The sequence below is a fragment of the Bradyrhizobium sp. USDA 4516 genome, assembly GCF_054055915.1.
On the sequence record NZ_JBSRXT010000001.1, the window covers coordinates 5,920,175 to 5,945,426 of the forward strand.

The window sequence follows — 25,252 nt, forward strand, 5'->3', positions numbered from 1 at the left end:
CCGTTGCTCCTATGCCTTCTGTTTGCTTGTGCTGTAGAACATTTCCTGCCGTCGTGGCAATGCGACGAGAACCGAAGGGACAGGGATGGCAGCGTTGTTTTCCGCGCTGGACTGGCGCGCGATGAGCCAGCAGGAGCGTGACCTCGGCTTGAACAACGGCGTTGCCGTCAAGGGCAGCGCCGAGATCGCCGCCGGCTGGGAGCAACGCTCGGCGGCACTGCGGCAAAAGCACGCCGGCCGTCTCGACCTCAGATACGGCTCGCGCGAGCGCAACCGGATCGACTTCCTGAAAGTTCGCGACGGCGCGCCGACGCTGCTGTTCATCCACGGCGGCTATTGGCAGACCCGTGCCAAGGAAGTGTTCACGACCTTCGCCGAGGGGCCGATGGTCCACGGCATCAATGTCGCGCTGATCGGCTATACGCTGGCGCCGGATGCGACGCTCGACGACATCGTCGCCGAGATCCATGCCGGCATCGACTTTCTGGCCGGGCAGTTGCCCGCGCTCGGGGCCGCTGCCGAGGGCATCGTGGTGTCGGGCTGGTCGGCCGGCGGACATCTGACATCGATGGCGCTGTCGAACGGCCATGTCCGGGCCGGCATGGCGATCTCGGGCATCTACGACCTCGAGCCGATCAGGCATTCCTACCTCAACGAAAAGCTGAGGCTCGACGAAGCGGCGTCGCGGCGCAACTCGCCGATGATGGCGGAGGGCGGCACGGCAAAGCCGCTGTCGCTGGTAGTCGGCAGCGCCGAATTGCCGCTGCTGCGCAAGCAGACCGCCGATTTCGCCGGCCATCGCGCCCGCTACGGCTTGCCGGTGACCTATGAGGAGATCGCCGGCGCCGATCATTTCTCTATCATGAACCAGATGCTGGCGCCGCAGGGCCGCATCACGACGCTGATCCGGCAGCTGTTCGAGCGGACGGCGTCGTCCTGAGGTGCGAGCCTCTTCGGCGAGCCTCGAAGGATGGCGCAGCCCGTGGCCCATCCTTCGAGACGCCGCGCTACGCGCGGCTCCTCAGGATGACGGCGGTACAAGCGAAGGGGCGATTTCTAACCCCATCCCGACGTCAGCCCGCCATCCACCGTGTAGATCACGCCCGACGTATAGCCCGCGCGGTCGGAGGCGAGGAACGCCATCAGGTCGCCGATCTCGCGTGCATGTGCGGGCCGGCCGAGCGGCAGGCCCTTCTGGAATTCCTTGTAGCGGTTCTCGTCGCCGAACTGGTTCTTGGCGCGGGTCTTGAGCAGCGTGACGTGGCGGTCGGTCCCGACCGGGCCGGGATTGATGCCGACGACGCGGATATTGTCGGCGAGGCTCTTGCCGCCGAGCGCGCGGGTGAACGCCATCAGCGCGGCATTGCCGGCGCTGCCGCAGATGTAATTGGCGTCGAACTTCTCGCCGGCCGCGCCGATGTCATTGACGATCACGCCTCCGCCGCGCGCCTTCATCTGGGCGTAGATCGCGCGCGTCAGATTGACGTAACCGAACACCTTGAGCTCCCACGCATGCCGCCAGGTCGCCTCGTCGATCTTGTCGATCGAGCCGCCGGGGATATCGCCAGCATTGTTGACAAGGATATCGATGTCGGCGGCCTCCCCGGCGAGGCGCGCGAGATCCTCGGACTTGCGCAGATCCACCACGCTGGTCGCGGCAGATATCTGGTGCGCGGAGCGCAGCCGCTCGGCGAGCGCCTTGAGCTGGTCGCCGTTGCGGGCGGCGAGCAGGAGGTTGGCGCCTTCCTCGGCAAAGGCTTCGGCGGCGGCCGCGCCAATGCCCTTGGAGGCGCCGGTGATCAGGACACGCTTGCCGCGCAGATGCAGATCCATGGGATGTCTCGCTTGGTATGAGGAGTGGGTGTCGGCGAATTTGGTGGGGCAGGGTCGCGCCGCCTTCAACACTGCACTGCAGCGTTGCGCTCGCGCAAAGTTTGGTCCATTGCAGGACCATCAGAATAGGCGGCATTGCCGGCCGGGCAAATCACAAGGGTGTTCTCGATGAGCAGCGCAAAGAAGCAGTATCGGATTGCGGTCATTCCCGGCGACGGCATCGGCAAGGAAGTGATGCCGGAGGGCCTGCGCGTCATCGAGGCGGCGGCCAAGAAGCACGGCGTCGACGTGAAGTTCGACCATTTCGACTTCGCTTCCTACGACTATTACGAGAAGCACGGCGAGATGATGCCGGCCGACTGGAAGAACCAGATCGGCAAGCATGATGCGATCTATTTCGGCGCGGTCGGCTGGCCGGCGAAAATACCCGACCATATCTCGTTGTGGGGATCGCTCATAAAATTCCGCCGCGAGTTCGACCAGTACGTCAATTTGCGCCCGGTGCGGCTGATGCCCGGCGTGCCGTCGCCGCTGGCGAACCGCAAGCCCGGCGACATCGATTTCTGGGTGGTGCGCGAGAACACCGAGGGCGAATACTCGTCCGTCGGCGGCCGCATGTTCCCGGACACCGACCGCGAATTCGTCACCCAGCAAACCGTGATGACCCGCACCGGCGTCGACCGCATCCTGAAATTTGCGTTCGATCTGGCGCAGTCGCGGCCGAAGAAGCATCTGACCTCGGCGACCAAGTCGAACGGCATCTCCATCACCATGCCCTATTGGGACGAGCGCGTGGAGGCGATGGCCAAGAAATATCCCGGCGTGAAGTGGGACAAATACCACATCGACATCCTGACCGCGAACTTCGTGCTGCATCCGGACTGGTTCGACGTCGTGGTCGGCTCCAACCTGTTCGGGGACATCCTCTCCGATCTCGGCCCGGCCTGCACCGGCACGATCGGCATCGCGCCGTCGGGCAACATCAATCCGGAAGGCGACTTCCCCTCGGTGTTCGAGCCGGTCCATGGCTCGGCGCCTGACATCGCCGGGCAGGGCATTGCCAACCCGATCGGCATGATCTGGTCGGGCGCGATGATGCTGGAGCATCTCGGCGAGAAGCAGGCGGCGGCTGCGATCGTCGGCGCGATCGAGCGCACGCTCGGCGAACGCACGCTGCGCACGCGCGATCTCGGCGGCAATGCCGACACCACGGCATGCGGCAAGGCCGTCGCGGAGATGGTGGATTAGGCTGCGCCGTCAAGCACGGGGTCGTCCTGGCGAAAGCCAGGACCCATTACCCCGAGTGCTTGTTGTGTTGCTGGGTCTGACCACCGCCCTGCGCGATGACGCAGGCCGGTGGTAATGGGTCTTGGATCGCGCTCGCTACGCTCGCTTGTCCAGGACGACGTCGTTATTGATTGCTTCGCAATCTGCGTAGGGCGGGTTAGCCACCCTACGGCCACTGTCGTCCATGCGAAAGCAGGGACCCATAACCACAGGGTCTCGTTGTTGGGGCTCGCTGTGCCCCCAGCCTTCGTGACAATGGGCAGTGATGGTTATGGGTCCCGGCTCGCGCGGAGCTTGTCATCGGGCGGCGCTTTGCGCCGACCCGTTGGCTTGGCCGGGACGACGGTGAAATTACCCCTTCACGATCCTTCGGCAGTGCTCCCACGCCGCGTGGATCAAATTCTCGCTCGCCTCGGGCGTGCGGAAGGCGGAGTGCGCCGACAGCGTCACGTTCGGGATCCTGGTCAGCGGGTGATCCTTCGGCAGCGGCTCGATGTTGTAGACGTCGAGGCCGGCGTGGCGGATGTGGCCCGAATTGAGCGCATCGATCATCGCCAGCTCGTCGACGATCGCGCCGCGCGCGGTGTTGATCAGCACCACGCCCTTTTTCATCTTCGCGATCTTGTCGCGCGTGATCAGGCCGCGGGTCTCGTCGTTCAGCAGCAGATGGATCGAGACCACGTCGCTGATCGCGAGCACGGTGTCGAGATCGACGAATTCGACGCCCGGATGGCTCTTGGGCGACCGGTTCCAGGCGATCACCTTCATGCCGCTGCCGAGCGCGATGCGGGCGACCTCGGCGGCGATGCCGCCGAAGCCGACCAGGCCGAGCGTCTTGCCGGTGAGCTGCATGCCGTCCTCGCGCAGCCAGTTGCCGGCGCGCATCTCGCGGTCCATCTGCGCGATCACGCGCGCCGACGACCACATTAGCGCGATCGCCGATTCCGCGACCGCGGTGTCGCCATAGCCCTTGATCAGGTGCACGGAAATGCCGAGCTCGGCGAGCTCTTCCGGGTTCATGTAGCTGCGCGCGCCGGTGCCGAGGAACACGACGTGCTTCAGGCCGGCGCACTTCTTCGCTACATCGGTCGGCAGCGCGGTGTGGTCGACCACCGCGATCTCGGCGCCGTCGAGCACCGCGGGATAGTCCTCGGACTTGATGTCCGGGTTGCGGTTGATCCGCATCCTGGGATCGCCGGGCTTTTCCAGGCGTTCCGTGATGACAGCAAGCGATTCATTGGCGTCGACAAACACTGCGCGCACGAAAGCCTCCATCCGATGAGGAGAAAGGAAGATCAGGACGCGACGCCGGCGAGCGCCAGCACCGTATGCATCAGGACGTTGGCGCCGGCGGCGCAATCTGTCTGCTTGGCATCTTCCAGCTCATTATGGCTGATGCCGTCCTTGCAGGGCACGAACACCATTGCTGCCGGCATCACCGTGTTGAGGTTGCAGGCGTCGTGGCCGGCGCCCGAGGTGATGCGGCGGTGCGAATAGCCAAGCTGCTTGGCGGCGTTCTCGACCGCGTCGACCAGCTTCGGATCGAAGTGCGTCGGCGCCTTGCGCCAGACGAGATCAAGCTGCACCTCGACCTTGCGCTTTGCTGCGATCTCGCTCACAGCGGCACGCAGGTCGCGATCCAGCGCATCCATGATCCCAGCGTCGGCGCTGCGGCAATCCACCGTGAAGGTGATCTCGCCGGGGATGACGTTGCGCGAGGGCGCGGCGATCACGGCCTCGCCGATGGTGCCGACCGCCTTCGGGCCGTGCTTCTTCGCGATGCTCTCCATCGCCAGAACGATCTCGGACAGCGTCGCCAGCGCATCGCGGCGCAGCGGCATCGGGGTCGAGCCGGCGTGGCTCTCGAAGCCGGTGATCTTGCCGTCGTACCACAACACGCCCTGGCCGGAATCGACCACGCCGATGGTCTTGTTCTCGGCCTCCAGGATCGGACCCTGCTCGATATGCAGCTCGACGAAGCTGGTGAACTTCTGGCGGCCGACCGGGGCGTCGCCGCGATAACCGATCGTGTCCAGCGCCTGCGCCACCGTGACGCCCTCGGCGTCCTTGCGCGCTAGGATGTCGTCTGTGGTGAAATCGCCGACATAGGCGGCCGAGGCCATCATCGCCGGCGCAAAGCGCGAGCCTTCCTCATTGGTCCAGTTGCAGATGCAGATCGGCAGCTCGGTCTCGATCCCGGCATCGTTCAGCGTGCGCACCATTTCGAGCGCCGCCAGCGTGCCGAGCACGCCGTCATATTTGCCGCCGGTCGGCTGGGTGTCGAGATGTGAGCCGACGCCGATCGGCGGCTTCGACATGTCCCGTCCTTTCCTCAACCCGAACATCGAGCCGAGCGCGTCGACCTGCACCTCGAGGCCGGCGTCCGCGCATGCCTTGCGGAACCAGTCGCGCACCTGCTTGTCTTCGGCGCTCAAGGTCAGCCGCCGCACACCGCCCTTGGGCGTTGCACCGAACTGCGCGGTTTCGTGGATGGTGCCCCAGAGGCGGGCGGAATCGATCTGCAGGTTGGTGGCGGCTCGGCTCATGTCGTCAGTCCATTTTTATTTTCGTCATTCCGGGCGATGCGTCAGCATCGAACCCGGAATCTCGAGATTCCGGGTCTGGTCCTTCGGACCATCCCGGAATGACGTTCGATTATCCGGCAATCGTTCAATGACGCGCCACTCTCGCGCCGTCAACCGCCACGCTCGTCTGCGCGATCTGCCTGGCGAGATTGGCGACGCGCTCGATGGCGACCGCATCGGGCGAGGCGAGCCAGCTCGCGGTGAAGGTGAGGGGCGGCAGCTTGAGGTCGGTATCGAGCAGCAGCAAGCGCCCGTCGGCAAGCTCGTTCTCGACGATCGCCGCCGGGATCACCGCGATGCCAAGCCCTTCATTGGCCATGTGGATCACGGTCGCGAGCGAGGTCGAGGCGTGCAGCCGGATCGGCGGCAGATCGGGGGCGTTGAACAGCGCGCGCACGGTCTCGTAGGGCTGGGTCTTCCGCGGAAAGGTGATGATCGGAAACCGCGCCAGGTCCTGCCGCGCCACCGGGCCGTCGCCGAGGCCGAGCGCCGGGCTCGCCAGGAAACCGATCGGGTAATCGCACAGCACGTGGTTGTGCGCGCCGGACGCCGAGACCGGTCCAAGCACGAAGGCGAGCTCGATCTCCTGCGCCAGCAGCCGTTGCGTCAAATTGGGCGTGATGTCGACCTCGATCTCGAGCGACAGGTTCGGGTAGACCTCGTTGACGCTTTTGACGAGGCGCGGCAGCCAGGTGTGCACGATGGTCTCCGCGACACCGAGCCGCAGCGCGCCGCGCATCGCGGAACGGTCGCCGACCTCGGCCATCATCTCCGAACGCAGGCCGATCAGCTTCTCGGCATAGATCATCATCAGCCGTCCACTCGGGGTCGGCGAGGCCACCCGGTGGTCGCGGTTGAGCAGCTTGACGCCCATTTCGCGCTCGAGCTGGGCAATGCGCTGGGAGATCGCCGGCTGGGTGGTGTTGAGCCGCTGGGCGGCGCCGCGGAAGCTGCCGAGCTTAACGACCCAGAGAAATGTCTCGATCGAGCGGAAGTCCGTCATTGGAAGCATTTTCCCGATCGATAAATCTACTTTATCGATTTTGATTAGAAAGGACGATTAGACATTATATCACGCTTGGTGTTGGTTTGTCCTTGTCGAGATTATGGGCAGGAGAATCCCATGACTGTTTTTGCGGCAGTGCAGCGATCTCAGGGGGAGCCAGTGCTGGCGAGCGTCGAAGCGCGCCGCGCCTGCCGTGACGGCGTGGCCTCGGCCACCACAGCCGGTCTCGCCAACGGTTTCGTCCAGGGCAATCTCGCGATCCTGCCGGAAAAGCTCGCCGGCGCCTTCCACCGCTTCTGCCAGCTCAATCCGAAGCCGTGCCCGATCATCGGCATGTCCGACGTCGGCGATCCCCGCATTCCCTCGCTTGGCCTCGACCTCGACATCCGCACCGACGTGCCGCGCTACCGGGTCTGGCGCGACGGCGAGGTGGCGGACGAGCCGACCGACATCACCAAATACTGGCGCGACGATCTCGTCACCTTCGTGCTCGGCTGCTCCTACTCGTTCGAGGAGGCGCTGCTGGATGAGGGCCTGCCGATCCGTCACATTGAACGCAATCTGCGTGTGCCAATGTACCGCACCAATATCGCCTGCAGCCCGTCGGGACCGTTCGCGGGACCCATGGTGGTGTCGATGCGCCCGTTCAAGCCGGCGGATGCGATCCGCGCGGTGCAGATCACCTCGCGCTTCCCGTCGGTGCATGGCGCGCCGGTCCATCTCGGCCATCCGCATGCGATCGGCATCAAGGATATCGCCAAGCCCGATTACGGCGATGCGGTACCGGTCGCCGATGACGAGATCCCGGTGTTCTGGGCCTGTGGCGTCACGCCGCAATCGGTGATCGCAAGTGCGAAGCTGCCGTTCGCGATCACGCATTCGCCGGGCCTGATGCTGGTGACCGATCTCAGGAACAAGCAGCTCGCTGTGCTCTGAATAGGCAATTCGTGCAATTCATTGAGGCTTTACTGCGCGCTACAAGCGTCACATCGATAATAACAAGCTGACCAAGGGGAAATTTCGATGACGATCTCTCGCCGTAACGTGTTGCTGGGTGCCACTGCCGCTGCTGTGCTCGGTCCGATGGCCGCGCGCGCGCAGACCAGTGAAGTGGCAATCGGCGTGATCTATCCGCTCTCGGGCGCCAGCGCCCAGATCGGCGTCGATGCGCAGCGCGCGTTCGAGACCGCGGCAGACATCATCAACAAGAACTATGACTTCGCATTGCCGCTCGCCAAGGGCGAGGGCCTGTCCGGCCTCGGCGGCGCCAAGGTCAAGCTCGTGTTCGCCGACCACCAGGCCGATCCGCAAAAGGGCCGCGCCGAAGCCGAGCGCCTGATCACGCAGGAGAAGGTCTGCGCCGTGATCGGCACCTATCAGAGCGCGGTCGCCGTCACCGTCAGCCAGATCTGCGAGCGCTACGGCGTTCCGTTCCTCTCGGCGGACAATTCCTCGCCGAGCCTGCATCGCCGCGGCCTGAAATACTATTTCCGCGCCTCGCCGCATGACGAGATGTTCTCGACCGCGATGTTCGACTTCTTCGATGCGATGAAGAAGAAGGGCCAGAAGATCGAGACGCTGGCGCTGTTCCACGAAGACACCATCTTCGGCACCGATTCGGCGAACGCGCAGACCAAGCTCGCCGGCGAGCGCGGCTACAAGATCGTGGCCGACATCAAGTACCGCGCCAACTCGCCGTCGCTGACCGCGGAGGTGCAGCAGCTCAAGGCGGCGAATGCCGACGTGCTGATGCCGTCGAGCTACACCACCGACGCGATCCTCCTGGTGAAGACCATGGCCGAGCTCGGCTACAAGCCGAAGAACATCATGGCGCAGGACGCCGGCTTCTCGGAAAAGGCGACCTATGACGCGGTCGGCGACAAGCTCGAGGGCGTGATCTCGCGCGGCAGCTTCTCGCTCGACCTGGCGCAGAAGCGTCCGATGGTCGGTCTGATCAACGAGATGTACCGCGCGAAGTCCGGCAAGGACTTCAACGACTATTCGTCGCGCCAGTTCATGGGCCTGATCGTGATGGCGGACGCCATCAACCGCGCCAAGTCGACCGACGGCGAGAAGATCCGCGAGGCGCTGGTCGCCACCGACATGCCGGGCGATCAGACCATCATGCCGTGGCGGCGCGTCAAGTTCGACGAGATGGGGCAGAACAACTTCGCCGATCCGGTGCTGTTGCAGTACTCCGCGAAGAACTTCGTGACGATCTTCCCGGAACAGGCCGCCGTCTCCGAGGCGATCTGGCCGATGAACAGCTGATCGGTCGGGCGCCAGAGCGTCCGTTCCGATCGTATCGGAACGGAGCTCTGGATTCTTGTTGCGACGCGTTTTCCTGGCGCGAACCGGTATCCACTTCGCTCGAAAACGCTATTGAGGGGGCAAACGGCGGTGACAGCCGAAGACATCATTCAGAGTCTCGCATGTTCCGTCATTGCGAGCGAAGCGAAGCAATCCACGTCTCCGCGAAAAGGAAGCATGGATTGCTTCGTCGCTTCGCTCCTCGCAATGACGGGGGCTAAAGACAATGGTCGGAACATGGAGCGTCGACGGTGACAGCCGAGACCATTATCCAGAGTTTGGCGAGCGGCCTGTTGATGGGGCTGCTCTACGGACTGATCGCCGCAGGCCTCGCATTGATCTTCGGATTGATGGACGTCGTGAATTTCGCGCACGGCGAGTTCCTGATGATCGCGATGTACGCGACCTTCTTCCTGTTCGCGTTCTTCGCGATCGATCCCTTGCTCTCGGCGCCGCTGGTCGCCGCGGCACTGTTCGTGTTCGGTGCGGTGGTCTATCTGTTGATCGTCCGCTTCGCGATGCGCGCCAAGGCCAATGCCGGCATGGTGCAGATCTTCTCGACCTTCGGGCTCGCGATCGTGATGCGGGGCCTCGCCCAGTTCTTCTTCACACCAGACTATCGCAGCATCACCAACTCCTGGGTCGGCGGCAAGACGGTGTCGATCGCCGGCATCTATCTGCCGGAGCCGCAGCTGATCGGCGCGATGCTCTCGATCGCGGCCTTCGTCGCGCTCTACTTCTTCATCAATCGCACCGATTTCGGCCGCGCGCTCGAGGCGACGCGCGAAGACGCCGGCGCGGTGGCGCTGGTCGGCATTGACAAGAACCGCGTGTTCGCGCTCGGCTGGGGCCTTGGTGCGGCGCTGGTCGGCCTCGCCGGCGCCATCATGGCGATCTTCTTCTACGTCTACCCCGACGTGGGCGCGTCGTTCGCCCTGATCGCCTACGTCACCGTGGCGCTCGGCGGCTTCGGCAGCGTATTCGGCGCCTTTGCCGGCGGCATCATCGTCGGCCTGGTGGAAGCGACCACCGCGCTGATCCTGCCGCCGTCGCTGAAATCGGTCGGCATCTATGCCGTTTACCTGCTGGTCGTCTTCATCCGCCCGCGTGGCCTGTTCGGATCGATGTGATGGACACCCAGTTCGCCCAACGCCGCAGGCGTGACCTGATCGTGGCGGCCTGCCTCGCGGTGATCGCCGCGCTGGTGCCGCTGTTCGTCAAGGACGTCTACGTCCAGAACATCATGGTGCTGACGCTGATGTATGCGGCGCTGTCGCAGAGCTGGAACATCCTGTCCGGCTATTGCGGGCAGATCTCGCTCGGCCATGCGCTGTATTTCGGGCTCGGCGCCTATACCACCGCGCTGCTGTTCACCAAGTTCGGCGTGCTGCCGTGGTTCGGCATGCTGGCGGGCGGGGCGATCTCAGCATTGATCGCGATGGCGCTCGGCTACCCCTGCTTCCGCCTGCGCGGGCATTATTTCGTGATCGCGACCATCGTGATCGCCGAGATCGCGCTGCTGTTGATCCAGAACTGGGATTGGGCCGGCGCCGCGCTCGGCATCGACATCCCGGTGCGCGGCGACAGCTGGCTGAAATTCCAGTTCACCCGCTCGAAGCTGCCTTACTTCTATTTCGCGCTGGCGCTGGCCTGCATCGCCTGGTTCGTCACCTGGTGGCTGGAGGATTCCAAATGGGGCTACTGGTGGCGCGCGGTGAAGGACAATCCCGATGCGGCCGAAAGCCTCGGCGTGGTCGTGTTCAATTCCAAGATGGGCGCGGCGGCGGTCTCGGCCTTCCTCGTTGCGGTCGGCGGCAGCTTCTACGCCCAGTTCGTCTCCTACATCGATCCTGAAAGTGTGATGGGCTTCCAGTTCTCGCTGCTGATGGCGCTGCCTGCGGTGCTTGGCGGCATCGGCACCTTGTGGGGCCCGGTGCTGGGCGCGGTCATCCTGATCCCGCTCACCGAGCTGACGCGCTCGTTCATCGGCGGCTCCGGGCGCGGCGTCGACCTCATCGTCTACGGCACGCTGATCGTCGTGATCTCGCTGGCGCTGCCGCGCGGCCTGGTCAGCGTGTTCTCCCTGCGCAAGGGAGCTGCACGATGACGGCGCTGCTGGAAACGCGCGGAGTATGGCAGCGCTTCGGCGGCCTCGTCGCCAACAGCGATGTCTCGATCTCGGTCGGGCGCGGCGAGATCGTCGGCCTGATCGGCCCCAACGGCGCCGGCAAGTCGACGCTGTTCAACCTGATCGCGGGCGTGCTGCCGCCGACCCAAGGCTCGATCATCTTCGACGGCGAGGACGTGACCAAGCTGCCGGCGGCGGAACGCTGCCAGCGCGGCGTCGGGCGTACCTTCCAGGTCGTCAAGAGTTTTGAGACCATGACCGTGATCGACAACGTCATCGTCGGCGCGCTGATCCGCAACACCAAGATGCGCATCGCGCGGCAGAAGGCCTACGAGGTGCTGGAGTTCTGCGGCCTTGCCGCGCGCGCCGACAAGCTCGCCGCCGACCTCGTGCCGTCGGAGAAGCGCCGGCTCGAGGTGGCCCGCGCGCTCGCGACCGAGCCGAAGCTGCTGCTGCTCGACGAAGTCCTCACCGGGCTGACGCCGGTCGAGGCGCAGACCGGCGTCGAGCTGGTGCGGAAGGTCCGCGCCGCCGGCATCACCGTGCTGATGGTCGAGCATGTGATGGAGATCGTGATGCCGCTGGTCGATCGCGCCATCGTGCTGAATCTCGGCAAGGTGCTGGTCGAGGGCAAGCCGACTGAGGTCGTCCGCAATCCGGAAGTCATTTCTGCCTATCTCGGGGATCGTCATGCTGTCGGTGCGTGAAGTCACCACCGCCTATCAGGGCCTGGTCGCGATCTCCTCGGTGTCGATCGACGTCACCAAGGGCGAGATCGTCTGCGTCGCCGGCGCCAACGGCGCGGGCAAGTCGACGCTGCTGAAATCGATCGCCGGCGCCGAGCGGCCGCGCGCAGGCACCGTCACCTTCGACGGCAAGCGCATCGACGGCCAGCCGCAGCACGTCATCACGTCAAGCGGCATCGCTTACGTGCCGGAGAACCGCCGGCTGTTTCCGCGGCTGTCGGTGCGCGACAATTTGCGCCTCGGCAGCTATCTCTACCGCAGTCAGTCTGACCGCGACGCGCCGCTCGATCTGGTGTTCAAGCTGTTCCCGCGGCTTGGCGAACGGCTCGACCAGCGCGCCGAGACGCTGTCCGGCGGCGAGCAGCAGATGCTTGCGATCGGCCGCGCGCTGATGACGCGGCCGCGGCTTCTGATGCTCGACGAACCGTCGCAGGGCATCATGCCGAAACTGGTCGACGAGATCTTCCAGGCCGTGAAGCGCATCCGCGACGCCGGCATGACGGTCCTGATCGTCGAGCAGCGCATGGCCGAGTGCCTCGAGATCGCCGACCGCGCCTACATCCTGCAGACCGGCCGCGTGCTGATGCAGGGCACCGCCGCCGAGATCAGCGGCAATCCCGACGTGCGCAAGGCGTATCTGGGGCTGTAGCGACGGAATATCTCCACGCTCGTACCTCCAGCGACAAAGGTTTTGCCTTTGCGCGGGGATGACGCCAGTGCATGCGGTGCGCGCAATCCAGCCCGTAGCCCGGATGAGCGCAGCGACATCCGGGGCGTCCCGCATATCGCTGCGCTCATGCGGGCTACTGATCCAGCCCACGCAGCCTACTTGCTCTCGTCGATCTTCTCGACCTTGGCGGCGAGGTCCGGCACGCGGCTGACGCGATAGGTCGCGTTGCTGCAGGTCAGCGTCCAGGCCTCGTTGTCGGGCTTCGAGAGCTTGTCGTCCCGCTCGGCCTTGAGCGGCTTGTCGCAGGCATAGCCTTGCGCGCGCAGCTGGGTTGCCAGCATGCCTTGCAAGGTCTCTTCGGTCCGTCCGTCCGACGCCGCAAGGCCGACGGCGAACGGAATCGCTAACGCCAAGCCTGTGAACCTCATCATGACTGTCTTCCGCATATCGATCCTCCGCTTGATCTAGTGAGGGTGATCCGGCAGCACGAGCCCGAACGTCCTGGTCAAATCCGCCACCTGGTCGGGCGACAAATAGCGCGGGTTCAGGCCGCGCAGCAGCAGATAGAGCTTTGCGGTTTCCTCCAGTTCCTCGGTCGCGAACACCGCCGTTTCCAGCGTATCGCCCGACACGACGGGCCCATGATTGGCGAGCAGCACCGATGAATATTTCCCGGCCAGTCCCCGGATCGCGTCGGCAACGGCCGGATCGCCGGGGCGATAATAGGGCACCAGCGCGGTCTGGCCGCACTTCATGACGTAATAGGCGGTCATCGCCGGCAGCGCGGCGCGCGGGTCGATCTCGGGCAGCATCGAGAGCGCGACCGAATGGGTCGAGTGCAGGTGCACCACGGCGCCGGCGGAGGCGCGCGTCTGGTAGAGCGCGGTGTGCAGCGGCACTTCCTTGGTCGGGGCGTCGCCGGAGACGAGCCGGCCGTTGCCGTCGAGCCGTGACATTTTCGCCGGATCGAGGAAGCCGAGCGAGGCGTTGGTCGGCGTCACCAGCCAGCCGCCGTCCGCGAGCCGGACGCTGATATTGCCCGAGGAGCCCGGCGTCAGGCCGCGCTCGAACAGCGAGCGGCCGAAGCGGCAGATGTCCTCACGAAGCTTTGTTTCGCTCATCCGGTTTCGCTCGCCGCGCCATCTTTGGCGCTATCCGTTTTCCGCTTTGTCTCATGCTTTGGCAGCGCGGCCAAGCCGTGATAGGCAAGCAGCAACGAGCATGAACCGGGCCCGGAAGGCCGCGCTAGCGCAAAGTGGCAGCCGGTTTTCCGAAAAGGTCATGCTCAAACAACTAAAAATGTTCAGGGATCGCCAAATGTCCAGTTCCGCAACATCACGTGTCGCCGTCATCGGGCTGGGCTCGATGGGATACGGCATGGCGACCTCACTCAGGCGGGCCGGTTTCGAGGTGACCGGCTGCGACGTCACGGCCGATGCGGTGGCGCGCTTCGTCGCCGACGGCGGCAAGGGCGCCAAGTCGCCGGCCGAGGCGGCCCGGGATGCCGACATTGTCGTCAGCGTCGTCGTCAACGCGGCGCAGACTGAAGGGATCCTGTTCGGCAAGGACGGCGTCGCCGAGACCTTGGCCAAGGACGCGGTCTTCATCTCCTCGGCGACCATGGACCCTGATATCGCGCGGCGCCTCGCAAAGCAGCTCGAGGCGACCGGCCGGCACTATCTCGATGCCCCGATCTCCGGCGGCGCGCAGCGCGCGGCGCAGGGCGAATTGACGATTCTCGCCTCCGGCAGCGCCGCGGCATTTGCGAAGGCGCGGCCGGCGCTGGATGCGATGGCGGCAAAGCTCTACGAGCTCGGCGATGCCGCGGGGCAGGGCGCCGCGTTCAAGATGATCAACCAGCTGCTGGCCGGCGTGCATATCGCGGCCGCCTCCGAGGCGATCGCCTTCGCCGCCAAGCAGGGGCTCGACATCCGCAAGGTCTATGAGGTGATCACCGCCTCCGCCGGCAATTCCTGGATGTTCGAGAACCGCATGCCGCATGTGCTCGACGGCGACTATGCGCCGCGCAGCGCCGTCGAAATTTTTGTGAAGGACCTCGGCATCATCCAGGACATGGCGCGCAATGCACGCTTCCCGGTGCCGGTCTCGGCCGCGGCCTTGCAGATGTTCCTGATGACCGCGGCCGCCGGCATGGGCCGCGACGACGATGCGTCGGTGGCGCGGATGTATGCGCAGGTTACCGGCACCAAGCTTCCAGGCGAGAAATAAGAGGATCCTGCAATGCCCCGTTTTGCCGCCAACCTCACCATGATGTTCAACGAGGTCCCGTTCCTCGACCGCTTCGAGGCGGCCGCGAAGGCGGGCTTCACCGCGGTCGAGTTCCTGTTTCCTTACGACCATCCGGCCGAGGAGGTCGGCAAGCGGCTGAATGGCAATGGGCTGACGCAGGCGCTGTTCAACCTGCCGCCGGGCGACTGGAACGCCGGCGAGAAGGGGTTTGCCGCGCTGCCGGACCGTTTCGCCGACCTCCAGCAAAGCCTGAAGACCGCGCTGCCCTATGTGCAGGCGACCGGCGTCAAGCGGGTGCATCTGATGGCGGGAATAGCCGACCGCAGCGATGCCAGGGCGGTCGCCGCGTTTCGCAAATCGGTCGCCCATGCCGCAGAGTTCTTCGCGCCGCACGGCCTCGACGTCGTGATCGAGCCGATCAATCCGCGCAACGTGCCCGGCTACTTCCTCAACGACTTCATCTTCGCGCGCGATCTGATCAACGAGCTTGGTATCGCGAACCTGAAGCTGCAGTTCGACATCTACCACTGCCAGATCATCCATGGCGACGTCACCATGCGGCTGCGTGAAATGATGCCGATCATCGGCCACGTCCAGATCGCGTCGATCCCCTCGCGCAACGAGCCCGACGGCGAGGAGCTGAACTATCCGTTCCTGTTCGGCGAGCTCGACCGGCTCGGCTACGGCGGCTTCGTCGGCTGCGAGTACAATCCGCGCGGCAAGACCACCGACGGTCTCGCCTGGTTCAAGCCCTATGCCGGAGTGAAGCCGTGACGCGAGCCGGAAAACTGTCTCTCGGTTGCATCGCCGACGACTATACCGGCGCCTCCGACCTCGCCAACACGCTGACCCGCGCCGGCCTGCGCACGGTGCAGACCATCGGCGTGCCTGCCGACGATCTCGCGCTGCCCGAGGTCGACGCCGTCGTGGTGTCGCTGAAGAGCCGTTCGATCGAGGCCGGCCTCGCCGTGACGCGTTCGCGCGCAGCGGAGGCCTGGCTGCGCGGCCGCGGTGCCAAACATATCCTGTTCAAGATCTGCTCGACCTTCGATTCAACCGATGCCGGCAACATCGGCCCCGTGATGGACGCGCTGCGCGCCGATTCCAGGGATGCCATCGTGCTGGTGACTCCGGCATTCCCGGAGACCGGCCGCACCGTCTACCAGGGCAATCTGTTCGTCGGCTCGGTGCCGCTGAACGAGAGTCCGCTGAAGGACCACCCGCTCAACCCGATGCATGATTCCAATCTGGTTCGCGTGCTGGCGCGGCAAAGCACGACCAAGGTCGGCCTGGTCGATCTGGCGACGCTGAGCCGTGGCGCGGACGCCGTCCGGGCAAAGCTCGCCGAGCTCACGCAAAGCGGCATCGGCGCCACCATCGTCGATGCGGTGTTCGACCGCGACCTCGAGACCATCGGGCAGGTCGCGCTGGATCACCGTCTTTCAGTCGGCGCTTCCGGGATCGGGCTTGGCCTGGCGCGGGCGCTGGTCGCCGCGAGCAAGGCCAAACCGGACAGCGCGGATGCGATGCTGGCGACGCCGGTCGGCGGCCCGGCGGCGTGCCTTGCCGGCAGTTGCTCGCAGGCGACCCTGCGCCAGATCGCAAACGCCGAGAAAGTGATGCCGGTCCTGCACCTCGATCCCGAGCAGGTGGTCGCCGGCAAGGACGAAACGCAGCGTGCGCTCGCCTGGGCCAGAGACCGGCTCGGGGCGGGGCCAATCCTGATTGCGAGCAGCTCGACCCCGGATCAGGTGGCAGCTGTGCAATCCCGTCACGGTCGCGATGCAGCCGGGCATGCCATCGAGCAGGCGATGGCCGACATCGCGGATGGTCTGGTGCAGTCGGGCGTGCACAGGCTGGTGGTCGCCGGTGGTGAAACTTCGGGCGCCGTGGTCGATCGCCTGCGCATTCCTGGATTCCTGGTCGGTGCGGAAATCGCCGCCGGCGTGCCGGTTCTGCGAGCGGTCGGCGCCGGGAGAGGCGAGATGGTGCTTGCCCTGAAATCAGGCAATTTCGGCGGGCCGGAGTTTTTCTCGGATGCGCTCGTGTTGATGCCTTGATGCGGCTGGCGCGCATCATGCCACGGTGTCGAAGAGCGCCTCCGTAGTTCAACGGGGAACCAAATTAACCCTACTTAAGGAGGGGGGCTGGCTTTGATGTCTGCGGCGTCCCGCCACGCCCCCAGCCATTCGATCGGGCTTCGCGAGCCCGATATCAAGAGACCCCCACGATGTTCGCCAAATTCTCGATCCGCGCCAAGATTATTGCCGTGGTTGCGTTCCTGCTTGTCGCGATGACGGGCATGGGCCTGCTCGCGGTCGTGAATTTACGGTCGATCAACGCCAACACTGTCGACATCACGACGAGCTGGCTGCCGAGCGTGCGTGCGCTCGGCGATCTGCGCGCCGGCGTCATCACCTATCGCAACGTGATCCGCGAGCACATGCTGTCCGAGACGCTGGAGGACAAGCTCGCGCAGGAGAAGACCCTGACCTCGGTGGTCGACGCCAACCTCAAGGTCCGCGCGATCTACGAGCCACTGATCGCGACCCCCGCGGAGCGCGCGCTCTACGATCAATGGGTCGATGCCTGGACCCGTTACAAGAAGGGAACCGAGGAGGTGATGGCGCTGTCGCGCAGGGATGTCGGCAAGGCCCCGCACGATGCGCATGAGCTGAACGCCAAGACCGTCAACAAGATCGGCCTCGAGGCCGACGAGATCCTGCGCAAGGACATCGAGCTCAACAATGCCGGCGCCGACAAGGCGGCGCAGGAGGCGGCAAACAGCTACGCGTCGGCCGTCATGCTGCTTGCGATGATCCTTGGCGCCGCCATCATCGTCGGCGTCGGCGTCAGCTTCCTGATGATCCGCGACGTCTCGGCCGGCATCGCCTCGATCGTGAGCCCGATGCAGGCGCTGGGCCGCGGCGACCTGACCGCAAACGTCCCGCATCAGGGCGAGAAGACCGAGATCGGCGCGATGGCCGATACGCTGCAGGTGTTCAAGGAAGCCCTGGTCGCCAAGAAGGCGGCCGATGAAGCCGCGGCTGCCGACGCCGAAGCCAAGATCGAGCGCGGCCGCCGGGTCGACACCATCACCCGCAATTTCGAACAGATGATCGGCGAGATCGTGCAGACCGTGTCGTCGGCCTCGACCCAGCTCGAAGCCTCCGCCGGCACGCTGTCGTCGACCGCCCGGCGTTCGCAGGAGCTGACCACCTCGGTTGCCGCGGCGTCCGAGGAGGCCTCGACCAATGTCCAGTCGGTGGCGTCGGCGACCGAGGAGCTGTCGTCGTCGGTGACCGAGATCAGCCGCCAGGTGCAGGAGTCGGCACGGATGGCCGGCGATGCCGTCGGCCAGGCGCGCACCACCAACGATCGCGTCAGCGAGCTGTCGAAGGCCGCCGCGCGGATCGGCGACGTCGTCGAGCTGATCAACACCATTGCCGGCCAAACCAATTTGCTGGCGCTGAACGCCACCATCGAGGCGGCACGCGCCGGCGACGCCGGCCGCGGCTTCGCCGTGGTGGCGTCCGAGGTGAAGGCGCTGGCCGAGCAGACCGCCAAGGCGACCGGCGAGATCGGCCAGCAGATCGCCGGCATCCAGACCGCGACCCAGGAGTCGGTCGGCGCGATCAAGGAAATCTCCTCGACCATCGAACGGCTGTCGGAAATCTCGTCCACCATTGCGGCCGCGGTCGAAGAGCAGGGCGCGGCGACGCAGGAAATCTCCCGCAACGTGCAACAGGCGGCGCAGGGCACCCAGCAGGTCTCGGCCAACATCACCGACGTCCAGCATGGCGCCAACGAGACCGGCTCGGCGTCGAGCCAGGTGCTGTCGGCGGCCCAATCGCTCTCGGGCGACAGCAGCCGCCTCAAGCTCGAGGTCAGCAAGTTCCTCGACGCCGTCCGCGCCGCCTGATCCGGCGGCGCCGCTCGGGCGGCCGCCATCCTTCGCCTAACCGATGCCGACGTGGTGGGCTGACCCGGCCCACCACGTTTTACATTTTCGCAGAGCAGCGATGCGTTAACCTCGCGTCGGCCGAAATAGCATCCTCGGCCGGCTCGCATTCGCAGCAGAGCCGTCTCTTTTTGACGATGATCCGCACGCGATCGGCGGCACTGCGCCCGGCATGGTCGCTCGGAGCGCGCAGCCTCACGCACTATGCCGAGGAAGTGAAAGCCGCCGCGGCTCCGCGGGTTGGCGTTTTGCCCGGCATCGGGTAAATCGGCCGCTACGGAACGGCTTTTGCAATGTCGATTCCTCTGCCTGGGCGGGCTTCATTTCGGGAACGCTTGTTTTATGATCGCACTGGTCCGTATCGCGCTGAGCCGGCCATATACTTTCGTCGTGCTCGCGATCCTGCTGTTGATTATCGGACCGCTGGCGGCGTTGCGCACGCCGACCGACATCTTCCCAGACATCCGCATCCCCGTGATCGGCGTGGTCTGGCAGTACACCGGCCTGCCGCCGGACCAGATGTCCGGCCGCATCACCACGCCGTTCCAGCGCGCGCTGACCACGACCGTCAACGACATCGAGCACATCGTCGCCAATTCCTATAACGGCGTCGGCATCATCAAGATCTTCTTCCAGCCCAACGTCGACATCCGCACCGCCAATGCGCAGGTCACCGCGATCTCGCAAACCCTGCTCAAGCAGATGCCGCCGGGCGCGACGCCGCCGCTGATCCTGAACTACAGCGCCTCGACGGTTCCGATCATCCAGGTCGCGCTGTCGGGCGAGGGACTGACCGAGCAGAACCTCGCCGATATCGGCATCAACCAGCTGCGCACGCCGCTGGTCACGGTGCCTGGTGCGGCGATCCCGTATCCGTTCGGCGGCAAGCAGCGCCAGGTCCAGATCGATCTCAATTCGACCGCGCTGCAGGCGCGCGGCCTGTCGGGTCAGGACGTCGCCAATGCGCTCGCCGCGCAGAACCTGATCACGCCGGTCGGCACGCAGAAGATCGGCAATTTCGAATACACCATCAACCTCAACAACTCGCCGCTGCGGCTCGAGGAGCTCGGCGACCTGCCGATCAAGCAGGTCAACGGCGCGATGGTCTATGTGCGTGACGTCGCGTCGGTCCGCGACGGCAATCCGCCGCAAACCAACATCGTCCATGTCGACGGCAACCGCTCGGTCTTGATGATGGTGCTGAAGGCCGGCGCCACCTCGACGCTCGATATCATCTCCGGCATCAAGCAGAAGGTGATCGAGGTCAAGGACCAGATGCCGGACGCGCTGAAGATCGGCTTCATCGGCGACCAGTCGGTGTTCGTCCGCGGCGCGATCACCGGCGTCGCGTTCGAGGGCGTGATCGCCGCGCTGCTCACCAGCATCATGATCCTCTTGTTCCTCGGCAGCTGGCGCTCGACCGTCATCATCGCGGTGTCGATCCCGCTGTCGGTGCTCGGCGCTATCATCATGCTGTCCCTGATCGGCGAGACGCTGAACATCATGACGCTCGGCGGCCTCGCGCTCGCGGTCGGCATCCTGGTCGACGACGCCACGGTGACGATCGAGAACATCAATTATCACCTCGAGCAGGGCAAGCCGGTCGAGCAGTCGATCCTCGACGGCGCCAACCAGATCGTGACGCCGGCCTTCGTCTCGCTGCTCTGTATCTGCATCGTGTTCGTGCCGATGTTCTTCCTCACCGGCGTGGCGCGCTTCCTGTTCGTGCCGATGGCCGAAGCGGTGATGTTCGCGATGATCTGGTCGTTCATCCTGTCGCGCACCCTGGTGCCGACCATGGCGAACTATCTGCTGCAGGCGCATGTGCATCATGAGGGCGCGCCGCCGAAGTCGCGCAATCCTTTGGTCTGGTTCCAGCGCGGCTTCGAGGCGCGGTTCGAGCGCATCCGCAGCGGCTATCGTGGCCTGCTCGCGATGGCGCTCGGTCATCGCACGGTGTTCGTGAGCTGCTTTCTCGCAGTCGTCGCCGCGTCGTTCCTCTTGGTGCCGTTCCTCGGGCGCAACTTCTTCCCGTCGGTCGACGCCGGCAACATCCTGATGCATGTCCGCACCCAGGTCGGCACCCGCGTCGAGGAGACCGCCAACCAGCTCGCCGACATCCAGAAGGCGATCCGCAAGCTGGTGCCCGGCGAGATCGAGACCATGACCGACAACATCGGCATGCCGATCTCCGGCATCAACATGACCTACAACAACACCGGCGTGATCGGTCCGCAGGACGGCGACATCCAGATACGCCTCAAGGAAGGCCACAAGCCGACCGAACAGCATGTCCGCGCACTGCGTGAGCAATTGCCGCGGCTGTTCCCGGGCACCAGCTTCGCGTTCCTGCCGGCCGACATCGTCAGCCAGATCCTGAACTTCGGCGCGCCGGCGCCGATCGACCTGCAGATCCGCGGCGCCAATCTCGAGGCCAACTTCGCCTATGCCAACAAGCTGCTGGCCGGGATCAAGCGCATCCCCGGCATCGCCGATGCGCGGATCCAGCAGTCGCCGAACAACCCGACCTTCAACATCGATGTCGACCGCACCCGCGCACAATATGTCGGCCTGACCGAGCGCGACGTCACCAACTCGCTGGTGGTCAACCTCGCCGGCTCCTCGCAGGTGGCGCCGACCTATTATCTCAATCCCGATAACGGCGTGTCGTATTCGATCGTGATGCAGACGCCGCAATACCAGATCGACTCGCTGAGCGCGCTGCAGACCCTGCCGATCACCGCGACCGGCAACACCCAGGCACCGATCCTCGGCGGCATCGCCGACATCAAGCGCGCGACCTCGAGTGCGGTGGTGTCGCAATATGACATCCAGTCGCTGGTGCAGATCTACGCCACGACGCAAGGCCGGGATCTCGGCGGCGTCGCGACCGACGTGCGCAAGCTGATCGCCGACACTGCCAAGGAGGTGCCGAAGGGCTCGTCCGTGGTGCTGCTCGGCCAGGTGCAGACCATGAATTCGGCCTTCACCGGCCTCTTGTTCGGCCTGCTCGGCGCCGTCGTGCTGATCTACTTCCTGATCGTCGTGAACTTCCAGTCCTGGTCGGACCCGTTCGTGATCATCACGGCGCTGCCCGCTGCGCTCGCCGGCATTGTCTGGATGCTGTTCACGACGGAGACCACGCTGTCGGTTCCGGCGCTCACCGGCGCCATCATGTGCATGGGTGTGGCGACGGCCAACAGCGTGCTCGTGATCAGCTTCGCCCGCGAGCGCTATGAGGAACTCGGCGATCCCGTCGCGGCGGCCCTGGAAGCCGGCTTCGTCCGGTTCCGCCCGGTGCTGATGACCGCGCTTGCCATGATCATCGGCATGGCGCCGATGGCGCTGGGGCTGGGCGAGGGCGGCGAGCAGAACGCGCCGTTGGGCCGGGCCGTGATCGGCGGCCTGATCTTCGCCACCTTCGCGACGCTGATGTTTGTTCCCGTGGTATTCAGTATGGTACACAAGAAGCAAGGCGCCAAAGCCGCCGCCTCATCGGAGATTCCGCATGCCGCCCACTGAAAAGCGCCCCCCGGTCTCACGCCGGAAGCTGGGCATCTTCGGCGTGGTGGCCCTGGTAGGGGCGGGCCTGATCGTCGGCACCGGGATCCGCGCCCGTGAGGAACAGGACACCCGGCTGAAGGAATGGACCGACGACCAGGCCATTCCGACCGTCGCGGTGGCGCTGCCCAATGCCAAGGCGCTGAGCCCCACGATCGACCTGCCGGGCCGGCTCGAGGCCTATTCCCGCGCGCCGATCTATGCCCGGGTGTCCGGCTATCTCAAGAACTGGGACGCCGACATCGGCGCCCGCGTCAAGGCCGGCCAGGTGATCGCCGAGATCGAGGCGCCCGACCTCGACCAGCAATTGCTGCAGGCGCGCGCCGATCTCGCCAGCGCCCAGGCCTCGGCCAAGCTCTCCGAGGCCACGTTGAACCGGCGCAAGACGCTGGTGGCCTCGAACTTCGTCTCCGCCCAGGAGATCGACGAGCGCACCGCCGACCTTTCCAACAAGAACGGTGCGGTCAAGGCCGGCCAGGCCAATGTCGAGCGGCTGGAAGCGCTCGCCGGATACAAGAAGATCACGGCGCCGTTCGACGGCGTGGTGACCTCGCGCGACACCGACGTCGGCGCGCTGATCAACGCCGGCGGCAACTCGGGCCCGGCGATGTTCACGATCTCGGACATCACCAAGCTGCGCGTCTATGTCAACGTGCCGCAGAACTACGTCCCGGCGATCAAGATCGGCGCCAAGGCGACGCTGGCGCTGCCGGATTACCCGAACCGCACCTTCCAGGCGACGGTGGAAGCCTCCTCGCAGGCGGTCGATATCGCCTCCGGCACGACGCGGATGCAACTCGGGCTCGACAACTCCTCCGGCGAATTGATGCCGGGCAGCTATGCCAGCGTGAAGCTCAATCTGCAGCGCGAATCCACGCCGCTCAGCATTCCCGCCAGCGCGCTGATCTTCAACAGCAGTGGCCTGCGGGTCGCAACCGTCGGTCCTGACGACAAGGTGCTGTTCAAGACCGTGAAGATTGGCCGCGACCTCGGCAAGGAGATCGAGATCGCCACCGGCCTCGCGCCCGACGATCGCATCATCACCGCCCCGCCGGACGGCCTCGCCGACGGCGACCATGTCCGCGTCACTGGTGCCGGCGCCAAGGGCAAGCCGACCACGGCATCCGAAAAGCAGGACGTGAAGGGGTAGGGGAGGACAGGTAAGCTCGTTCCTGCCTCTCACCTCAAGCCGCTTGCTCTGCCGTCATCCTGAGGTGCGCGCCCTTGCGCGCCTCGAAGGATGGGATCACGACGGTGTTCGCAGCCCATCCTTCGAGGCTCGCTCCGCTCGCACCTCAGGATGACGGCGGATTTTGCGGCGTGGTAGGAATTGTCAGCCCACCCGCCATTCCAGCATGCCATCGCCGGCGGTGACGATGTCGCCGGTGGTACCGACCGGCGTGCGGTCCATGTCCTGCAGATAGGCCAGCGTCGCCGTGTCGCTCGCCGGGATGCGGCCGAGCGTGCGCCGGCCGTCCTCGGTGCGCAGCATGGTGACGCCATGCTCGACTTCGCCATTGGCGCGATAGATCACGGTGAAGGCCTCGATCTTGCCCTTTCCCGCAGCCTCGGCGGTGAAGTCGGGCACGTTGCGCCTGTTGCGGTCGGCCTCCGCCTGCACGGACGTGTCCTGCTTGAGCGCGACGTTCGGCGCCGCGCGCGACAGCACGAGGCCATGATGCTTGGTGACGAAGCCGCCCTGGCCATAGAGCAGGCCGAGCGTGCCGCCGCTTCGGAGCTTGCGCACCATCGCGCAGGCCGAGTGCGTCATGTAGGTGTTGAGCGGCGCGCCGAAGAACGTCAGACCACCCGTCACGGTCGGCTGCACGTCGGCACCGAGGCCGAGCGTCCGGCGCGCCATCTTGGGTACACAGGGGAAGCAGCTATAGAGCTCGATCGCGTCGAACTTCTTGCCATCGCCGCCGACGAGATCCATCACCGCCTTCAGCACCGCGGTCTGCGCGTGGCTTTCGACGAACTGATCGCGGATCAGATAGTCGCGCGGCTCTTCCGCCGAGGCGCCGCCGAGCGGATAGATCAGCTTGTCCTCCGGCACGCCGGCCGCGCGCGCCTTCGCGAGGCTGGTCAGGATCAGCGCGCCGCCCATGTTCACCGTCGGGTTCGCCACCATCAGCTTTGTATACGGCCAGGCGATCATCCGGTTGTCGGGCGTGGCCGTGGTGATCTCGTCGCCGGTGAACGTCTTCTTCAGCCACGAGTTCGGATTGTCGGCCGCGACGCGCGCATAGGTCGACCATAGCTCGCCCGATTCCTTCAGCGCGTCGCGCGGCGTCTGGCCCCAATGCGCCGATGTTGCGGATTCATAGAGCGGATAGACCGTGATCGGCCTGAACACGCCGAGGCTCACGGCCATCGGCTTCTGGAACGCGGCGCCGCGCTTCGGCTCCTCCACGTCGTGCGCGAACGGCGTCCACGGCAGCTCCACGCCGGCACGCTGCGCCTTGGTCGCCGTCGACTGCGCCTCCGCGCCACAGACCGCGGCGACGCTGCATTCGCCGCGCGCAATGCGTTGCGCAGCCTCGTGCAGATAGCGGATCGGACTCTCGCCGCCGACCGGGCCGTAATAGAGATGCGAAGGCTGAATGCCGAGCCGTGCGGCGAGCTGCTTCTCGGGATCACGGTAGCGCCAGCTCAGGAAGTTGACGACGTCGAGCGACTGCACGTCGGACAGCAGCCTGGCGCCGCTGTCCGCCTCGGCGCGCTTCAGCGCCTCCTCAAGCAGCGTGAGCGGCTCGAGGCCGGCGGCGATGTCCTTCGGACGATCGACAATTTCGCCGACGCCGACGATGACGGGAATGCGGTCTTCGGGGATGCTGTTCGACATTCTTGTTGGTTCACTCTGCAGTCTTGGGCTCGATGGTTGTTATGGGCGTCATTGCGAGCGAAGCGAAGCA

The 25,252-nt window shown here is 65.3% G+C and carries 21 protein-coding genes; 14 read left to right on the forward strand and 7 right to left on the reverse strand.

What is annotated here, in order from left to right; all coding sequences use genetic code 11:
• Window positions 1-85 precede the first annotated feature (85 nt).
• The gene (locus tag ACVI1L_RS26970; protein ID WP_229190443.1) at window positions 86-940 is read left to right on the forward strand and encodes an alpha/beta hydrolase; all 855 of its coding nucleotides are present in this window, start codon (window positions 86-88) and stop codon (window positions 938-940) included.
• Between the two features lie 116 nt (window positions 941-1,056).
• Here the strand turns inward: ACVI1L_RS26970 and ACVI1L_RS26975 are convergent, their stop codons facing one another.
• Window positions 1,057-1,833 carry an SDR family oxidoreductase gene (locus ACVI1L_RS26975; RefSeq protein ID WP_057017642.1) on the reverse strand — a complete coding sequence of 259 codons (777 nt, stop codon included), beginning with the start codon at window positions 1,831-1,833 and terminating at the stop codon, window positions 1,057-1,059.
• A 168-nt stretch (window positions 1,834-2,001) separates the two neighbouring features.
• Between ACVI1L_RS26975 and ACVI1L_RS26980 the strand changes: the two genes are divergently transcribed.
• Window positions 2,002-3,081 carry a tartrate dehydrogenase gene (locus ACVI1L_RS26980; RefSeq protein WP_057017663.1) on the forward strand — a complete coding sequence of 360 codons (1,080 nt, stop codon included), beginning with the start codon at window positions 2,002-2,004 and terminating at the stop codon, window positions 3,079-3,081.
• 390 nt (window positions 3,082-3,471) lie between these two features.
• Here ACVI1L_RS26980 and ACVI1L_RS26985 read toward each other — a convergent pair whose 3' ends face one another.
• The 3 genes from ACVI1L_RS26985 to ACVI1L_RS26995 all read right to left on the reverse strand — a co-directional run bounded on the left by ACVI1L_RS26985 (window position 3,472) and on the right by ACVI1L_RS26995 (window position 6,708).
• On the reverse strand, window positions 3,472-4,383 hold the full coding sequence (locus ACVI1L_RS26985; protein ID WP_456784298.1) for an NAD(P)-dependent oxidoreductase: 912 nt from the start codon (window positions 4,381-4,383) through the stop codon (window positions 3,472-3,474).
• Window positions 4,384-4,415: 32 nt separating this feature from the next.
• Complete coding sequence (locus tag ACVI1L_RS26990; RefSeq protein ID WP_456784299.1) at window positions 4,416-5,666, reverse strand: allantoate amidohydrolase; 1,251 nt, start codon at window positions 5,664-5,666, stop codon at window positions 4,416-4,418.
• Between the two features lie 124 nt (window positions 5,667-5,790).
• Entirely contained in the window at window positions 5,791-6,708 is a 918-nt protein-coding gene (locus tag ACVI1L_RS26995) for a LysR family transcriptional regulator (protein WP_057017643.1), read from the reverse strand.
• Between the two features lie 120 nt (window positions 6,709-6,828).
• On the opposite strand from ACVI1L_RS26995, the gene ACVI1L_RS27000 reads away from it, so the two are divergent.
• The 6 genes from ACVI1L_RS27000 (at window position 6,829) to ACVI1L_RS27025 (ending at window position 12,544) form a co-directional block, all read left to right on the forward strand.
• Window positions 6,829-7,647 carry a putative hydro-lyase gene (locus ACVI1L_RS27000; RefSeq protein WP_225648510.1) on the forward strand — a complete coding sequence of 273 codons (819 nt, stop codon included), beginning with the start codon at window positions 6,829-6,831 and terminating at the stop codon, window positions 7,645-7,647.
• Window positions 7,648-7,734: 87 nt separating this feature from the next.
• Window positions 7,735-8,982 carry an ABC transporter substrate-binding protein gene (locus ACVI1L_RS27005; protein ID WP_456784300.1) on the forward strand — a complete coding sequence of 416 codons (1,248 nt, stop codon included), beginning with the start codon at window positions 7,735-7,737 and terminating at the stop codon, window positions 8,980-8,982.
• Window positions 8,983-9,272: 290 nt separating this feature from the next.
• Entirely contained in the window at window positions 9,273-10,151 is an 879-nt protein-coding gene (locus ACVI1L_RS27010) for a branched-chain amino acid ABC transporter permease (RefSeq protein ID WP_456784301.1), read from the forward strand.
• A complete protein-coding gene (locus ACVI1L_RS27015) occupies window positions 10,151-11,128 on the forward strand; it encodes a branched-chain amino acid ABC transporter permease (protein ID WP_016842863.1) in 978 nt (325 codons plus the stop codon). Before ACVI1L_RS27010 ends, ACVI1L_RS27015 begins: the two co-directional genes overlap by 1 nt.
• The gene (locus ACVI1L_RS27020; RefSeq protein WP_016842862.1) at window positions 11,125-11,856 is read left to right on the forward strand and encodes an ABC transporter ATP-binding protein; all 732 of its coding nucleotides are present in this window, start codon (window positions 11,125-11,127) and stop codon (window positions 11,854-11,856) included. Before ACVI1L_RS27015 ends, ACVI1L_RS27020 begins: the two co-directional genes overlap by 4 nt.
• Complete coding sequence (locus ACVI1L_RS27025; protein WP_018270525.1) at window positions 11,840-12,544, forward strand: ABC transporter ATP-binding protein; 705 nt, start codon at window positions 11,840-11,842, stop codon at window positions 12,542-12,544. The genes ACVI1L_RS27020 and ACVI1L_RS27025 overlap by 17 nt, the downstream gene beginning before the upstream one ends.
• Window positions 12,545-12,720: 176 nt before the next feature.
• Here the strand turns inward: ACVI1L_RS27025 and ACVI1L_RS27030 are convergent, their stop codons facing one another.
• Together ACVI1L_RS27030 and otnC are read right to left on the reverse strand one after the other, a co-directional pair.
• Window positions 12,721-12,996: a hypothetical protein gene (locus tag ACVI1L_RS27030; protein ID WP_057017646.1), complete on the reverse strand. Its 276-nt coding sequence runs from the start codon at window positions 12,994-12,996 to the stop codon at window positions 12,721-12,723.
• 33 nt (window positions 12,997-13,029) lie between these two features.
• A complete protein-coding gene (otnC, locus tag ACVI1L_RS27035; RefSeq protein WP_057017647.1) occupies window positions 13,030-13,686 on the reverse strand; it encodes a 3-oxo-tetronate 4-phosphate decarboxylase in 657 nt (218 codons plus the stop codon).
• Between the two features lie 100 nt (window positions 13,687-13,786).
• On the opposite strand from otnC, the gene ltnD reads away from it, so the two are divergent.
• From ltnD to ACVI1L_RS27065, 6 genes are all read left to right on the forward strand, one after another.
• Complete coding sequence (gene ltnD / locus ACVI1L_RS27040) at window positions 13,787-14,794, forward strand: L-threonate dehydrogenase (protein ID WP_256520680.1); 1,008 nt, start codon at window positions 13,787-13,789, stop codon at window positions 14,792-14,794.
• A gap of 12 nt (window positions 14,795-14,806) precedes the next feature.
• Entirely contained in the window at window positions 14,807-15,589 is a 783-nt protein-coding gene (gene otnI, locus ACVI1L_RS27045) for a 2-oxo-tetronate isomerase (protein ID WP_057017649.1), read from the forward strand.
• Window positions 15,586-16,875, forward strand: a complete 1,290-nt coding sequence (gene otnK, locus ACVI1L_RS27050; RefSeq protein WP_057017650.1) for a 3-oxo-tetronate kinase — start codon at window positions 15,586-15,588, stop codon at window positions 16,873-16,875. The genes otnI and otnK overlap by 4 nt, the downstream gene beginning before the upstream one ends.
• 170 nt (window positions 16,876-17,045) lie before the next feature.
• The gene (locus ACVI1L_RS27055) at window positions 17,046-18,737 is read left to right on the forward strand and encodes a methyl-accepting chemotaxis protein (protein WP_057017651.1); all 1,692 of its coding nucleotides are present in this window, start codon (window positions 17,046-17,048) and stop codon (window positions 18,735-18,737) included.
• A 381-nt stretch (window positions 18,738-19,118) separates the two neighbouring features.
• Window positions 19,119-22,298: an efflux RND transporter permease subunit gene (locus ACVI1L_RS27060; protein WP_168857530.1), complete on the forward strand. Its 3,180-nt coding sequence runs from the start codon at window positions 19,119-19,121 to the stop codon at window positions 22,296-22,298.
• Window positions 22,285-23,487 (forward strand): efflux RND transporter periplasmic adaptor subunit, encoded by a 1,203-nt coding sequence (locus tag ACVI1L_RS27065; RefSeq protein ID WP_456784302.1) that lies wholly within the window; start codon window positions 22,285-22,287, stop codon window positions 23,485-23,487. The genes ACVI1L_RS27060 and ACVI1L_RS27065 overlap by 14 nt, the downstream gene beginning before the upstream one ends.
• Before the next feature lie 183 nt (window positions 23,488-23,670).
• On the opposite strand, the gene ACVI1L_RS27070 is transcribed toward ACVI1L_RS27065, so the two are convergent.
• Window positions 23,671-25,182 (reverse strand): acetyl-CoA acetyltransferase, encoded by a 1,512-nt coding sequence (locus tag ACVI1L_RS27070; RefSeq protein WP_316397843.1) that lies wholly within the window; start codon window positions 25,180-25,182, stop codon window positions 23,671-23,673.
• Window positions 25,183-25,252 lie beyond the last annotated feature (70 nt).